Source organism: Agrobacterium sp. OT33 (assembly GCF_017313365.1).
In the GTDB taxonomy this organism is placed as follows: domain Bacteria; phylum Pseudomonadota; class Alphaproteobacteria; order Rhizobiales; family Rhizobiaceae; genus Agrobacterium; species Agrobacterium rhizogenes_A.
Genome location: NZ_JAFLMZ010000004.1, coordinates 107,879 through 123,002 on the forward strand (window position 1 = coordinate 107,879; position 15,124 = coordinate 123,002).

Genomic DNA, 15,124 nt, shown 5'->3' on the forward strand with positions numbered 1-15,124 from the left:
TGAAGGCGGCCATTTGCCCATAGAATGAAGCCTCCCGATTTTGTGATCCGTATTGGGAGGGGACACATGCGCATCGACATCATCGACACCGACGCCGGCTTCGAAGCGATCCGGCAAAACTGGGAATCGGTATTCATGGCCGACCCGCATGCGCGGCACTTCCTCTCCTGGGGCTGGCTTCGCGATTATATGCCGCGCCGCAGGCGCTGGTTCATCCTGGCGCTCAGGGAGCGTCCGGAAGGCTCGCCCTATGTGGCGTTTTTCCCGCTGCGCATCGTCACCGAACCGGACAAGAAAACCGGCCGGTTTCACGACAGCATCGTCATGGCCGGCAATGCGGCCGCCGATTACACCGGCTTCATCACCCTGCCGGACTATGAAAATCATGCCATTGCCGGTTTCTGCTCCTATATTCGCCAGCAGAACTGGACCGAACTGAAGCTCGATTATCTTTCCGGGCCGCCGGAACGGCGCGACGCGATGATCCGCGCGCTTCAGGGACCACTCGTGATGTTCCGGGACAACATGCCGACCAACCCCTACAACATCAACAATTGCATCTGCCCGGTCGTCACCCTGCCGGACACGTTCGACGGTTATCTCGAAAGCCATATGAGCAGCCAGACGCGACAGAAGCTCCGGCGATTTCTCAGAAAGGTGGAGGGTGGCGACGAATACCGCATCACCTTCGCGACGGACGAAACGATCAAACGGGACATGGACGTCCTGTTCGATTTCTGGCGTATCCGCTGGGCGCCGCACAAGGGCAAGGAACGCACGGAACTGCTGATCGGCGCAACGCGCCAGATGCTGATGGACTGCCAAAGGCGCGGCGATCTGGAGGTGCCGGTCCTGTGGTACGGCGATCAGCCGCTCGGCGCGCTCGCCAACATCATCGACCGGCGGAAGATGTCGATACTGTTTTACATTACCGGCCGCGACGAGAACTGGAAAACCCCCTCACCCGGGCTGGTGCTGCATGGCCACTGCATCCGCAGGGCCATCGAGCAGGGTTTCAAGACCTATGATTTCCTGCGCGGCAACGAGCCTTACAAATATTTCTTCGGACCGGAGGAGCAGAAGCTCAGCTGCACGCTGTTTCGCACCCGCTCGGGCGACAATCTCGGCGGCACGCTGCATCCGCGCAGCATCCGCTTTGTCTATGAACAGGGCCTAAAATTCTACAAGACCGGCAAGAAGGCCGCAGCCAATATCGCCTTCGGTCAGGTATTGGCCGCCGCGCCGGAACATTCCGGGGCACAATTCGGGCTGGCCAATCTGTCCTTTGACCGTGGCGAGTTCCGGGAAGCGGAAATAGCCTATCTGGCGCTTCTCGCCGGCGGTCAGGACCCGCTTCTGCTCTGGCTGCGCATCGGCGAGGCGCGGCTGGCGCAACAGCATTATCACGAGGCATCCGAGGCCTTCCGTCAGGTGACCAACCGCGCGCCCTTCCACCGCGAGGCACTTTATAAATGTGCCGTCGCCCTCATCGCCGCCGAAAGGGCGATGGAAGGCGCCGAGATCCTCGACAGGCTGCAGCATTACCATTCGGACGATGCCGCGCATCTGGAATATGCGGAAAAAGCCCGCGCTGCCCTTGCCCGGCTGGAACTCGCAAAGACCAAGGTGCCGCTGCCTGCGGATGCCATCACACTTGCCGCCAAACCAAAGGCGGCGGGCAAGCGCTGGCACCCGCCAAAGGTTTTGCATTGAAGGCAATGATCTGTAAGTTGCGGCAGGAAAAACCGGCCGGCCGACTTGCAAGGATTTTTGATGTTTCTGACCAACAAGGACATGCTCGATCTCGTCGAGCTTCGCCATGATCTGCACCGTCATCCGGAGGTTTCCGGCGAAGAGAAGGAAACGGCGCGGCGCATCCGCACCTTTCTTGACGGGGCAAGACCCGACCGGCTGCTCGCCGATCTTGGCGGCCACGGCGTTGCCGCTATCTATGACAGCGGTAAAAGCGGCCCGTCGATCCTGATCCGCTCGGAACTCGATGCGCTGCCGATCCATGAAAAAAGCGGGGCCGAACACCGCTCCGGCACCGACGGCAAGGGCCATCTTTGCGGCCATGATGGCCATTCCACCATTCTGACGGCGCTTGCGCTCGGCCTTTCCCGGCAGCGACCCGGCAGCGGTCGCATCATCCTTTTATACCAGCCCGCAGAGGAAACCGGCGCAGGCGCCGCCGCCGTCCTCGCCGATCCGCGTTTTGCGGAGATAAAACCCGACTACTCCTTTTCGCTTCACAACCTGCCCGGTCTTCCGTTCGGCCATGTCAGTGTGGTGGAGGGGCCAGTCAATTGCGCATCGCGCGGCGTCAAGATCCGCCTCGCCGGCAAGACGGCGCATGCTTCCTCCCCCGAACACGGCGTCTCCCCCATGCGGGCGATATCCCGGCTGATGCCGGCCTTGACGGATCTTGGTTCCGGCTTCCCGCCCGAGCCTGATTTCTCGATGGTGACAATCACCCATGCCGTCATGGGCGAGGCCGCCTTCGGTATTTCCCCGGCTGACGCGGAAATCTGGGCGACACTCAGGACGCTGACGGACGACCGGATGGAAAGGCTCTGCGCGGCCGCGGAAACGCTCGCGAAGAAGGTGGCGGACGAACAGCAACTGTCGCTCGACATCGCCTATGACGATATCTTCCTGCATTGCGAAAACACGCCGGAGGCGGTGGCGCATATCCGGCGGGCGCTGGATGAGGAGAAAATCTCCCACGGTTCGGAAGGGTTGCCGATGCGCGCCTCGGAGGATTTCGGCCGTTTCCGCGCCGTTTCGTCATCCGCCATGTTCTTTCTCGGCGCAGGCGAAGACTATCCCAACCTGCACAATCCCGATTATGACTTCCCCGATGATCTGATCGAAATCGGCGCGCGCATCTTCATGCGTATCATCCGCAACCTGACAGACGCGGGATAGCAGCGGCCAGGCTCTGGCCGCCGCCCGTCAGCCGCCGCCCTGCGGACCGTTGCTCGGCCGGGCGGCACGCACCGCCGCCAGTCCCTTGATGCCATCCTGATGGCCGGTGGAAGCAAGGCTTTCGAAAATCTGGGCGGCATCGGCATAACGGCGCATGGCAAGATAGGAATAACCGCGCAGCACCATCAGGTCCGTTCGCTCGTCGGCGAGCCGCGAACGCTGATCGAGCAGGAGAAGCGTTTCCGCATAACGCTTCGACTGGAAGGCGGAAACCGCCCTGTCCGCCAGGATGGAGACCTGCAACTCCGTGGCGCGCGGACGGTCCATACGCGATTTCGTCGCCGAGACGGCGGCATGGTCCGTCAGCCCCATGCGCAGATAGGCAAGGCTCTGGCCATAGGCCGCATCGCTTTTGACGGTCGACTGGCCGCCGGCAATGGCGGATTCGAAGGCCTTCAGCGCTTCCGCCGGCCGGTTCGTCTCCATCAGGCACCAGCCAAGATCAAGCGCCTGCTGCGGCGGCAGGCGCTGCGGATCGGGATAGGCGGCGCAGGAACGCGGGCGTGACGCGGTCCTGTTGGTCTTCTGGGTCTGCGCCGGCAGGCGCGCCTGCTTGCGCGATGGTTCCGCGGCAGGCTGCTGGATAACCGGCTGGCCATAGCTGACCGGCGCTCCAGCCTGCGGCGCGGAAGACGTTGACGCCATCGGCTGCGGCGTTGCGGCAACAGGCGGCGCGGTTACGGGCGCAGGCGGCTGGCCGGACTGGTCGACCATGCGGGCCGTCCCCACATCCGCGATACGCTGCGAGCGGCTTGCCCATTGCTGCTGAATGCCGCGCAGGCCTGCAAGATTGCGCAGGTCATGATAGCTGACCGCCATGCCATAAGCCGACGGTTCGTCATCCGCTTTCCAGCCAAGCGCGGTGCCGAACCATTGCAGGGCAAGCTGCGTCTGCCGGAAGGCGAGCGAATACCAGCCGAATTGCTGTGCAGTCGCCGCATCCTTGCGCGCCACCGTCTCGGCGGCAATGCGCTGCAGCACATCCGGCGGCAGCACGATGGGCGGCTCCAGCGCCAGGAGATTGGCTGTCGCGGCAAGATAGGTCGCCAGCGCATCATCGGATGCCGTACGCCATTTATACATGACGTCCTCGGCCTCGCGAGGCTCGTTGCGGTCGATCAGAGCCAGCGCCAGCCCTTGCGAGGCCGAAGCGCTGTCCTCCTCTTCCCGCGCCTTGCGGAACCATTTTTCCGCCTCCGTCATGTTCTTCTGGCGGATATTGTACCAGCCGAGCAGCAGCGCATCGCTCGCAAGCCTGTCGGTCTCGGCAAGCCTTTCAAGCCGCATCAGATAGGCGGAGGGAACGGAAATGCCCTCTTTTTCTCCCGCCTTCGCCACGAACTGGCGGGCGAGATCGTTCTTCACCGGCTCGAACTCCAGCTGGCCGTCGGCTCCGGGCTTTTCCTTGGCAAGCAGTTCGCCGATCATTTCCGCCGGCAGAAGCGCAGATGCTTTCTGCACGGTGGCGAGCCTGTCGCTTGCAACCGTGCAATTGTTAAGAATGTAGAGATAGGCGTCCCGCGCCCGTCCCATCCGGTCGGTATTGGCGAAGGCATCGGCAACCCGCCACAGGACATCAACCTCGCTGCAGGTCAGCAATCCCGGATTGTTGGCAGCCGTATCCACCACCGTCGCATATTGCTTGAGATCGGACGCATTGACGAGCCGCTGGCGAGCCTCGGCAAGGGAAAGCATGCCCGTCAGATTATCCGGCGGCTGCCAGCCAGGTTCGGCCTGCTGCCGGTCGGCAATCGCCTTTCTTACCTCGGCATAGCGGCCATTGGTATAAAGCTGCCACATGGCATCCAGCCGGGGATCGCCATTTTCCGGAATGGCGAGAGGATCGGCGGGCGGCGTCCAGTTGGGGTAGAGCGTGCGCAGCCGAGCTATTTCGGCCTGCAGGCGCTGGGTATCGCCCCTCGCCGCAAAATAGCGCAGCGCGCTGAGATCGACATCAGGCATATTGGCCGACGCCGGCTGGCCGGCGCGGGACGCAGGTGCCTGCGCCGTCAGCATTTGCGGTGTTTGCCCGCCGGTCGTCGTCACCGGCTGCGGGTCGGTCGCCGGCACCGTCACCGGTGGCGTCGCCGGCTGCGTCACCTGCGCCACCTCGCGGTTCTTGAGAAATGCATTGATCTGCGCCGGATTGGCTGCCGCCGGAGAAACCCGCTGCGCCGCACGGTTATCCCCCACCGCCGATGTATGCATGTCCGACACCCGTCCGAGAATGCTGTCACGCCAGTGGAAGGCGGCAAGCCCGATCAGAAGCAGGATGAGAGCCGAGGTCGACAGAGGTTTGTTCATCGGCATTCCCCGTTATTCCTTGCCAGAAACGACAATGCCAGAAGATGCAATGTGGAAGGATAATAAAGTGTTGGCTGGAAGTTTTTAAGCTCGGCGGGAATGGTCGAGCCGCCGGCAACGCAGTCCGCCAGTGCCGGAATGACCCGATAGCCGGGGTCGGACAGCACATCCTTGACCGCCCCGCTTTTCAGGTCGAAAGTGCCGGCAGCACCATCGTCCAGCGTCATACCGCTTTTCAGCCGCGCAAGCAGTTCGGGCGATCCCGTTTTCGCCCGTGCGAGATAAAGCGGTATGCGCACCGCATTGTAACCGAATTCCGGCGGGAAACCCGCCGCCGGCTGCGGCTTCGTTTTCACAGACACCCAGTCCGCCGGCAGTTTCCTGTCACTGAAGGCGAAGGCGCCGACCTGTGCCGCGCCGTCATCGGCAATCGCTTTCCAGAGCGGCGACGGGGCGACTAAGTTGAGGACCGGAAAGGCTTCGAAAATCAGATAGGACGGATTGACCACCGGACCATCCTTACGGTCATCCTCACCAAAACCGCTGGCGGCCGGCAAAAGCAGCGTTCGCCCGCCGCGCTGCACTACGGTCTTCTTCAGGATGGCGGATGCGATGGCTGCGGACGCCTCGGCGTAATCCTGCCGGTTCCATTGGCCGGCGGCGAGCGCCAGCGCATAGGCAATCAGGATATCGCCATCGGTCGCATTGTTGATATCAGTGACATGCGGCCGGGTGCGCGGATCCCATTTCCACGCGGAAAGCCCGTCATCACGAACCAGCAGCTCGGTGCGCGTAAAACTCCAGATCAGTTCGAAATCGGCAATGTTGTCGGAAAGCACGGCGAGCCACATGCCGTAACCCTGCCCCTCGCTGTGGCTTATATTGCCGTTGCCGGTATCAATGATGCGCCCACCGGGATCGAGGAAGGCGTCCTTGTAGGCAGACCACGCTTGCGGCGATACGGATGCGGCGCGGCCGGCGGAGATACCCACAATCAGCGCCATCGCGGACAGGCAGACAATGCCGGCAAGTTTCGAAATCCAGCCCGTCATCGGTGTCGCCCCATCAGGCGCAGCATCACGAAGGTAGCGAAGCCCAGAAGCGACACGAACCCTATGAATGCCAGCGAATAGGAAAGCACGTTGGATGATAGCCAGTTGGCGGCGATCAGTCTCCAGTTGGAGAGTGAAAACGCCCCCGTTATATAAAAATACGGCCGTTCCACCTCAACTGTTTCGACCTTTTCCGCAGCCGCGTCGTAAGCGGCAACCCGTCCGGTGACATCGCCCCAGCGGTTCTCGCGCGTCATCGCCGACATGCCGTCGAGCAGTTCCGCCGAGGTCGGCGCAGTGGCAAGCGTCCAGACGCCATCGCCGGAGGGGCTGAGCCCCTGCGCCAGCATGAAGGAGACGTTGGCGGGCGGGGCATAGGGCTGCTCGGCCGCCGGCAGGAAACGGAGCGTATCCGAACTCAGGTCGAAATTGCGCTTCATCCATTCCTCGAAGGACGAGACCTGCCCTTCCCAGACACCGCCATCAACCCGCTGCCGCCAGTCATTGAACAGGGTTTCGCTGTTTTGGACCGGCGGCTGCACGCCGGTTCCCACTTTCCACGCGACCTGGCTTGAGGGAGCGAGATTGAACTGGCTGATCAACGCCTGCGGGAATTGCGAGACCGTCCCGACGAACAGCGCATCGCGATCACCGATCACCAGCGGCGAGGCAACGGTCTCGACATTGATCGGATGTCCCGCAACGCTCGCAAGCCGGCTGATGAGCGTTGCCGCCGCCGACATGGTGTCGGTATCGAACCGGTCGAGAGAGAGCGCGACCGGGCTTCCGGCGGCCCTGTAGGGCTGGCCGGCGCCGGCCATCGCCGCGAGATCCGGCTTGCGGCCGATCCGGGCATAATCCGGAATATGGATTTCGGTGGTGTCGAACAGGGCAAAGCGCGGCGTCGTGCTGGCCGGCGCACCGGGCGCGCAGGTCTGATCCTGCGCCGTCATCAACACCGCTTCGATCGTCACCTTGTTCGGCCCCGGTTTCAGGTGACGCATCGTGACGTTGATGGGCAGATGCCGGAAAATACCGCCACCATTGTTGGAGATCGGTACCGTCGAGGCAATCTGGTCGTTGACGTAGATATCGATATGGCTGCCCGGCAAAACCTGCGAAGAATAGGCCGCGTCGAGCAGCAGCGATGCCTCGCCATAGGCCGAGGCATAAAAATCGGCGGGCAGGCCGATATAAAATTCGTTGCGGAAGCGGCGCCCGCTGAACTCGGTGCTTTCGAGGCCAAGTTCGGAAAGCGCAATACGGCGATCCGACATGATGAGCGGAACGTCAGGCGCATGCCAGCTACGGGTCGAGAACGTCGTCCTCTGGGCGCCCGGCGTCCGCGAGATCGACGAAAACAGCGTCTCTATCGCCGCCTGCACCGCCTGCGGTGTGGGGCCGCTGACAAAAAGAGGTGAGAGGCCACCCGGCGCGGCTGTGCCAAAACCGGCAAAGGCGCCCGCCGATGCCTCAGGCGGCAACACGCCAGCCAGGCCCGTGATCTCCCGGGCGGTGCCCACCAGAACCGTCAGCGTTCCCGCCTTGCGCTCAGTGGAAGGGGCCGTCACGAAGCGGATCGTCTGGTTCGGCATCTGGGTTCTAAGCGCCAGCGCCTGCGACAGCCGCAACAGCGAATCGGCAAATGCCGGATTGCCGAGAGCCGGCGCGACGATCTCGATCGACGTCGTGGCCTTGCCGTCCGGCCCGGTCGCCTGGATATCGTCCATATTGGCAAAGGTGCCGGCGACATCGGCATTGAAGCCAATATAGGTATTGGCCGGGTTGACGTCGGTCCACAAATCATAGGTGGACTGGATCGTGCAATCTGTCCGGTGCCGCTGCTGCACGCCGAGCGTGACGAGATTGGTCCCGACCTGCAAGACACCGGGCGGGATCTTCAGGGAAACGTTGCCTTCGCCGTCGGGCGCTTCGATCCGCGCCGCGTCCAGCGGAACATTGTTCAGGCTGACCTGAAAATTCGAGCTTTCGGGTGCAACCACAATGGCGTTCTGATAGCCGATATTGAGCGAGACGGCAGCCCCCGCCTGCTCGGGGGTCAGATAGATGCCCCATTGCCGCCGATCCATCTCGCCGGAAAGGCTGAGCTTCTCATAAGGCAATATATAACGGCGGCGGCTGTCAGCAGCGGATGAGGACGACCGAGGCGGCGCAGGTCTTGCCCCTTCCTGAAGCGGAGGAACGGCAACAGCCGGTGCAGGCGATGCGACCGGAGGCTGCGATGCGGGCGCGGGCTGAACGGCAAATGGCGGCGGCGCAGACGGCTGGACCGGCGTCGATGCCGGAGGCTGCTGGCGAGGCACGGCGGGAGGAATGACGGGCGGCGACACTGGCGCAGGGGCGGTCTGGGCAGGCCTTTCCGGCGACATGTCGAAAGGCGAGGACTGCGCCATCGCACCGGTTGCGGCGACACCCCACATCAATGCTGTCAGGGAACCCCTGATCATGCTGCTGCCGGTCATTTCACAGCTCCGGCAGGTTTGGTGCTTCGGGAGGCCGGCCGCAGCGCACGGGCCAGATAAAAGAGGCCGCGCTGCGTCTGGAACAGCGATATGGCCAGAAAGATCGCCGTGCCACGGATGAGACCCGGGTTCTTGCGGCGCACGCGCTGGAATTCGCTCCATTGTTCGGAATTGGCGAAGATCAGGTCGGCGATCAGCCGGTGATCGACGGCGCGTTGCGGCGAGAAGGTGCAGCCGATCGAAATGAAACCTTCGCCACGCACCGTCCGGACCACGTTGATGGGCATGGTTTCCGGCACGCCTTCGCTATGCGGCTTGACCTTCACGATGGCCGTCATGTTCTTTTCGACGGTTGCGGCGCTGTCGAAAAGATTGATCAGCAAGCCATGCACGGAGACATTGTCGATGGAGGCGGGCACCCACGTGTCGCTGCCCTCAAGCTTCACCTCGCAGCGCCGCTTGACGGTGATGCGCCGCGATGCCGACTTGTCACCACGCTCGGAAACGACACCGAGCGCGCAGCCCGCGAAGATGAGATTGAGCAGGTTCCAGCCGCCAACGACGAGTGTCACATCGGCCTTGTAGGGCTCGCTGTAGATGCGCCATGCGGCAAACGCCATCGCCACCACCAGAAGCGCGAAGATGACGAAGAAGGGCCGGCTGATTTCCGAAAGCCGCGCCTCGGCAATGGATTCATCCTTCGCCGTCACCTTGAAGGTCGGCTTGCCCGGATTGAAGATCACGGACACGACCGCAGGCAGGAGATGAACCGTCTGCACATATTCGTAAAGTTCCGAGATCCATGGCCAGCGGAAGCTGCCATAGAGATAATTCTGCATCATCAGGTTCACGAGCATATAGGCGGCCGTATAGGCGAGGAACTCGCCGCCGGAGGCCACGAAAATCTGAAGATCGAAGAACAGGTAGAACAGCGGCGCGAACAGGAAGATCGTGCGTGGGAAAGGAAAGAGCCAGAACAGCGTCGACGACATGTAGCACAGGCGCTGCGTGAAGGAGAGGCCGCGCTTGAACAGGGGCTGGCGGAAGATCAGGATCTGCATCATGCCCTGCGCCCAGCGGCTGCGCTGGCCGATAAAGCTTGCGAAGGTGGCCGGCTGCAACCCGGCGATCAGCGGCTTGTCGACATAGATGCTGTTCCAGCCGCGCGAATGCAGCGCCAGCGCCGTCTCGCAATCTTCGGTGATGCTGACACCGCTGAAACCATCCGTATCCTGCAGCGCCTCGCGCCGCAGCACGGCGGCGGAGCCGCAGAAGAAGGCACCGTTCCACTTGTCGAGGCCGCGCTGGATGATGCCGTAGAACATCTCGTTTTCGCTCGGCATCGTCTCGAATGTGCGCAGATTGCGCTCGATGGGATCGGGATTGACGAAGAAATGCGGCGTCTGCACCAGGAAGAGCCGGGGATCCTCCTCGAAATAACCGACCGTTTCCAGAAGGAAATCGCGGGCGGGCGCATGGTCGGCGTCGAAGACCGTCACCAGCTCGCCGGTCGAGTGGGCGAGACCGTTATTGAGATTTCCGGCCTTGGCGTGGACATTGCGCTCGCGCGTCAGATAACGCACGTCGAGGTCTTCGCAAAGCTTCTTCAACTCCTCATGGCGGCGCTGCGCGGCCTGTGCCTCCAGAATGTTGCTGGCATTGCGTTTCTGCACCGAGCCGCCATCATCCAAAAGCCAGACCGTGAACCTGTCGGCCGGGTAATCCATGTTCTTGGCCGCCGCCAGAGTATTGGCCAGAAGCTCCGCATCTTCGTTATAGCTCGGCACGAAGACATCGACAGTCGGCCGATAGTCCGGCGAGCCGGGTCTCGTCTTGCGCGACGGCAGCGGCATCGACACGATGACGAGGCTGAGGCCCAGCATCACGACGCTGTACATTTCGGCGAGATAAAGCAGGAAACCCGGAATGAAATTCTCGAGCTGGTTGACGGGCGGCAGCGTGCTGGTGGTGCGCCAGTAGACATAACGCAGAACGATGGCCGTGCCGAAACCCAGCGCCACCAGACGCCAGGCCCCCTGCCCGTTGAAGCCTTTGATGGTCGCGAGAAGAACGAGCGAAATGGCGGTCGCCACCAGATGCGTCTGCAGGCTGACCGGCATCGTGATGATGGCCAGAACGCAAAGCGACACAAGCAACCAGACAATGACTGTGATGGCCTTGTTCATCCAGAAACTTTCCGTTCTCTTCCCCATCCGGAATCTCGGCCCGGAATTGCCGCACTACTTCCCCGGATCATCTGCATCCCGGCGCCGTTCCCGCTCCGGTGAGACAGGCTGGCGAGGGAATGGACACCTGCGACGACTGCGGGCCGCTCTCCGCCGGATCACCCTCGCCGCGCCGGCCCGCAACCGCTGGCCGCGCAGGCTGGGCCGGCGCGCCGGCCGATGCCGGCGACGGAATACTGACAGAAGCAACGGGCGGAAGCGGCTGTGGTTCCGGCTGCACGGGCGCGACGGCGGCGACGCGACGGGCAGGCCGTGCCGGCACGCTGGCGGTCACCTCGCCACCGGGCCGCATCGGCACGTCATCCGCCCTGACAGGATAGACCGGGTGGCCCGGCCGTCCGAGGTTTTTATCCACCGCCTGCGGCGTGCCGTAGGGGTTCCAGCTTTGCGAAGCATAGGTGCCGGTGATCGTGTAATTATACATCACCGCCAGAAGCCGGTCGACGCTCGCACCGGACTGGCAGAGGCGCAGTCGCACCTTGATGCGACCGAGATTGCGGAAGTCCTGCCGCATGCTTTCCGGCGAGCGTATATCCTGCCAGCCATAAAGGCATGTGTCATCGCCCCGGCCGTTGCCGGCGGCATAGGAGAAGGCGCCATAACCGTTCTGCAGGTAATTCGCCGACATGGCGATGTTTTCGCCCGGAAACTCCGCGCGGATTTCGCGCGCGACGGATGCGGACCTGAAACCGGTGAAAGTCAGGGCGTCACGATCCGTATCGCCGGCCTGCTGCGGGCCGAAAAATTCGGCCTTGATATAGTTCTGTCCGGGCGTGGCGGCCTCGGATCGCAATATGACCTGCTGCGCAACGGCGTTCGAATAGGTGCGGCTGACCACGGTGACGATCTCCGGGCCGCCCGGCGGCGGGAAGATCAGCGCCTCGGACGGGGACAACATCTGCGCGCCCCCGAACGAACGAACACCCGCGGGAGTATTGCAGCCCGAAAGAACCACAATGGAGAACAGCAATGAAGTATAGGCAGAAACTTTCACTGCCTTGCGCCCCTTTGTTTCCCCAACGCCGCCCAGGTTAAAAGGAGACCGAATCACTAATGACCAGACCATTGTTACGAAATACGTGAGGACTACGAATAAGCAATCTCAAATTTTCGTTGTAATTTCTGACACTTTATGAATTTCGAATCGTTTTTGATCCTGCCTTGCGGGGATGAATTGCGGAACCAATCGCGCCACCAGGGGTTCGCTCCCGGTGAGGTCGATAATTTTTACGGTTGCAGCGCAATATCTCCCATGATCTACTTGCTTTCATATTTGCGTATTTTTATTGACCTATTTTTTCATTCACCTGTAAAAACAGAGAGTTGAGCTATGACAGTGCAATTTCCGAGTGCCTCCCAGGCGCTTTGCGAAGAGGTCGGGACATTACGGAAATGGCTGGATGAGGATGCGCTGCCCTTGTGGTGGGAGGTCGGCTCCGCCCGCCCGGATGGCGGCTTTTACGAGCGCCTCGGTCAGGACGCCAAACCGGTTTTTTCCGATGACCGCCGTGCCCGCGTGCAGCCGCGTCAGGCCTATTGTTTTGCCGCCGCCGGCCAGCATGGCTGGCAGGGCCCGTGGAAAGACGCGCTCCTGCATGGTCTGAGCTGGTTCGAAAAGGTCTACCGTCTCGATAACGGCCTTTACGGCAACCTCGCCGACCAGACCGGACGGCTGATCGATCCCTCCTTCGATCTTTACAATCAGGCCTTTGCGCTTTTCGCCGCCGCCCAGACCGCCGCAAGCCTTCCCGAGCGCAAGGACGAGATGCGCGGCCGGGCGCTGGATATTCTCGCCATCCTCAAGCGCGACTACAAACATCCCGTCGCCGGTTTCGAGGAGGCGAATCCGCCGCGCACGCCGCTCTGCTCCAATCCGCACATGCATCTGTTCGAAGCGATGCTGGCCTGGGAGACGCAGGATCCGGATGGTCCATGGGCGGCTTTGGCCGACGAGATCGCCGACCTTGCGCTCACCCGCTTCATCGATGGCGGCAATGGGGGCCTGCGGGAGTTCTTCGAGCAGGACTGGACACCGCATAAGAGCGACAAGGGCCGGATCATGGAGCCGGGCCACCAGTTCGAATGGGCATGGCTTCTGGTGCGCTGGGGCAGCCTGCGCCGGAATGGCGAGGCGATCGACAAGGCCAAACGCCTGTTCGAGATCGGCGAGGACCATGGCATCTGCCCGCGCCGCAAGGTGGCGGTGATGAGCCTCTACGATGATTTTTCGGTGCATGACGGGTTGGCGCGGCTGTGGCCGCAGACGGAATGGCTGAAGGCGGCGGTGCGGCTTGCCAGCGTGACGGGCGGCGAGGAGCGGCAACGTTACCTTGCGTCCGGCCTCAGGGCCATCGGCGCGCTGCAGCCGTTCCTCGATACGCCGGTCAGGGGCCTGTGGTTCGACAAATGGCCGGCCGACAGGCCGATGATCGACGAGCCGGCACCGGCCAGCACCTTTTATCACATCGTCTGCGCCATCTATGAGGCAGAGGCCGTGCTGGCGGTCAGCGGATAATGTCCGGGCGGCCGAGCGGGCCGGGCGTCCGCTCGGCCCGCTCCGGCCTCAGTCAGGCCTTGGCCGGACGCACCACGCGCCAGTCGGGCTTGCCGAGATTGTGCGGCCAGGGGTGCACGTCCTTGTCGTTGAAATAGACGACCTCTTCCAGCTTCGGAAAATCCGCCTGTTTCAGCGTCACGTCGTTCATCCACGGGCGAACATAGGAATCGCCACCCTCATATCCGAGTTCAGCAACCCAGACCGGCCGGTTGAAGTTTTCGACGAGGCCGTACCCCTTGCGCAGCAGATCGGAGAAGGTCTTCGGTCCGCCATATTCGATCTTGTCGTAGTCTTCGAGACCGAAGACCGACAGGCCGACAAGATCGGCATAGTTATCGCCGGGATAATACGCCCGCAGCCCATCGAGGCCCTTGGGAGACCACATCACCTTGACACCTGGAACCGCCCTGCGGGTCATGTCCACCACGCGTTTATAGGCCGTGATGTAATCCTGCGGGTTCCAGCCCGACCACGAAAAGCGACCGGACATGTCTTCCATTTCCTGTCCCCAACGCAGGATCAGCGGACTTTTCATCGCCGACATGCGGGCGGCAATCGCCTGCATGTTCTTGTCGTAGTCGCCGCCCAGCACCTTGCGACGCAACTCGTCGGACGAAAGCCGCCAGTTGACGTCCCACGACCAGGGCTCGACGGTGATCAGCACATTGCGCTTGCGCTCCAGAGCGTAGGCGTCGGCAAGCGCAAGGCTGTCGAGATCCACGTCTTCCCAGGGCAGGAACAGATGCTCCGTCGTCACCCCGGCCTGTCCGGTGAAATCGCCGTGCGGATCGTAGGCGCCGAAGCGGATGCCGTCCGCATGCAATGTCGGGCGTTTGTCGGCAAGCGTCTTCATGCCCGTGGAGCCCATGGGCGCGACACCCTGCGCGTCCAGTTTGAACATGGGGTACATGCTGCCTGAAAAAGCGACAGCAGCTCCGCTTGCGAAGAGCAATCTTCTTCTGGTTATCTGCATGACACTTTCCTCCCTACCGCGTCGCCGTCATCGCCTTGTCATAGGCGGCGATCTGCGGGGTGACGTCGTCCTTGCGGACAAGTTTCAGGAATTCATCGCCAGGCCTCGGCGGGTTGTGCCGGAACACATACCATTGACCGCCCTGCTTGCGCTGGTAGAGCACCTTGCCGATGCGGCCGTGGTCGAAGCAGGTATCGGCCTTGCCGCTTCCCGCCCCGCTTTTCCATGTGGCGCGCATGCACAGCGTTCCGTTGGCATCGACAGTCCAGCGGCCTTCGCCGACGGACTTCCTGCCTTTTTCTTCCGTCGCGGCGATGAATTTGCGGCCGTCGGCAATGAAGCGGCCGCCGCCCGTATCCCATTTCCAGGTCTTGTCGAAGTACATGTCCACGACTTCGCTGGTTCTGAGCGGTTTCGGCGTCTTCGTGCCGCCTGCGGCGTGGACGGCACTGGGCGCGATCACCGCAAGACTGAGTACGAAAGCGGAGAATCCGCATTTGCTTATTGTTGTTCTCATCACA

10 protein-coding genes are annotated in these 15,124 nt (G+C 62.2%); 3 read left to right on the top strand and 7 right to left on the bottom strand.

What is annotated here, in order from left to right; genetic code table 11:
* Nucleotides 1-66 precede the first annotated feature (66 nt).
* Complete coding sequence (locus JZX88_RS11025; protein WP_206913587.1) at nucleotides 67-1,713, top strand: GNAT family N-acetyltransferase; 1,647 nt, start codon at nucleotides 67-69, stop codon at nucleotides 1,711-1,713.
* Between the two features lie 60 nt (nucleotides 1,714-1,773).
* Nucleotides 1,774-2,928 carry an amidohydrolase gene (locus JZX88_RS11030; RefSeq protein ID WP_206913588.1) on the top strand — a complete coding sequence of 385 codons (1,155 nt, stop codon included), beginning with the start codon at nucleotides 1,774-1,776 and terminating at the stop codon, nucleotides 2,926-2,928.
* 27 nt (nucleotides 2,929-2,955) lie between these two features.
* Here JZX88_RS11030 and JZX88_RS11035 read toward each other — a convergent pair whose 3' ends face one another.
* The 5 genes from JZX88_RS11035 to bcsN form a co-directional block, all read right to left on the bottom strand.
* Nucleotides 2,956-5,298, bottom strand: coding sequence for a cellulose synthase (locus tag JZX88_RS11035; RefSeq protein WP_206913589.1), 2,343 nt, complete (start codon nucleotides 5,296-5,298; stop codon nucleotides 2,956-2,958).
* A complete protein-coding gene (locus tag JZX88_RS11040) occupies nucleotides 5,289-6,344 on the bottom strand; it encodes a glycosyl hydrolase family 8 (RefSeq protein WP_206913590.1) in 1,056 nt (351 codons plus the stop codon). The genes JZX88_RS11035 and JZX88_RS11040 overlap by 10 nt, the downstream gene beginning before the upstream one ends.
* Nucleotides 6,341-8,827, bottom strand: coding sequence for a cellulose biosynthesis cyclic di-GMP-binding regulatory protein BcsB (locus JZX88_RS11045; protein WP_206913591.1), 2,487 nt, complete (start codon nucleotides 8,825-8,827; stop codon nucleotides 6,341-6,343). Before JZX88_RS11045 ends, JZX88_RS11040 begins: the two co-directional genes overlap by 4 nt.
* Nucleotides 8,824-11,013: a UDP-forming cellulose synthase catalytic subunit gene (bcsA, locus tag JZX88_RS11050; RefSeq protein ID WP_065117609.1), complete on the bottom strand. Its 2,190-nt coding sequence runs from the start codon at nucleotides 11,011-11,013 to the stop codon at nucleotides 8,824-8,826. Before bcsA ends, JZX88_RS11045 begins: the two co-directional genes overlap by 4 nt.
* Before the next feature lie 67 nt (nucleotides 11,014-11,080).
* Nucleotides 11,081-11,971: a cellulose biosynthesis protein BcsN gene (gene bcsN, locus JZX88_RS11055; protein WP_246753467.1), complete on the bottom strand. Its 891-nt coding sequence runs from the start codon at nucleotides 11,969-11,971 to the stop codon at nucleotides 11,081-11,083.
* A gap of 432 nt (nucleotides 11,972-12,403) precedes the next feature.
* Between bcsN and JZX88_RS11060 the strand changes: the two genes are divergently transcribed.
* Complete coding sequence (locus tag JZX88_RS11060; protein WP_246753468.1) at nucleotides 12,404-13,588, top strand: AGE family epimerase/isomerase; 1,185 nt, start codon at nucleotides 12,404-12,406, stop codon at nucleotides 13,586-13,588.
* 52 nt (nucleotides 13,589-13,640) lie between these two features.
* Here the strand turns inward: JZX88_RS11060 and JZX88_RS11065 are convergent, their stop codons facing one another.
* Entirely contained in the window at nucleotides 13,641-14,603 is a 963-nt protein-coding gene (locus tag JZX88_RS11065; protein ID WP_142855847.1) for a glycoside hydrolase family 26 protein, read from the bottom strand.
* Nucleotides 14,604-14,616: 13 nt separating this feature from the next.
* Nucleotides 14,617-15,120, bottom strand: coding sequence for a DUF995 domain-containing protein (locus JZX88_RS11070; protein ID WP_065117606.1), 504 nt, complete (start codon nucleotides 15,118-15,120; stop codon nucleotides 14,617-14,619).
* Nucleotides 15,121-15,124 lie beyond the last annotated feature (4 nt).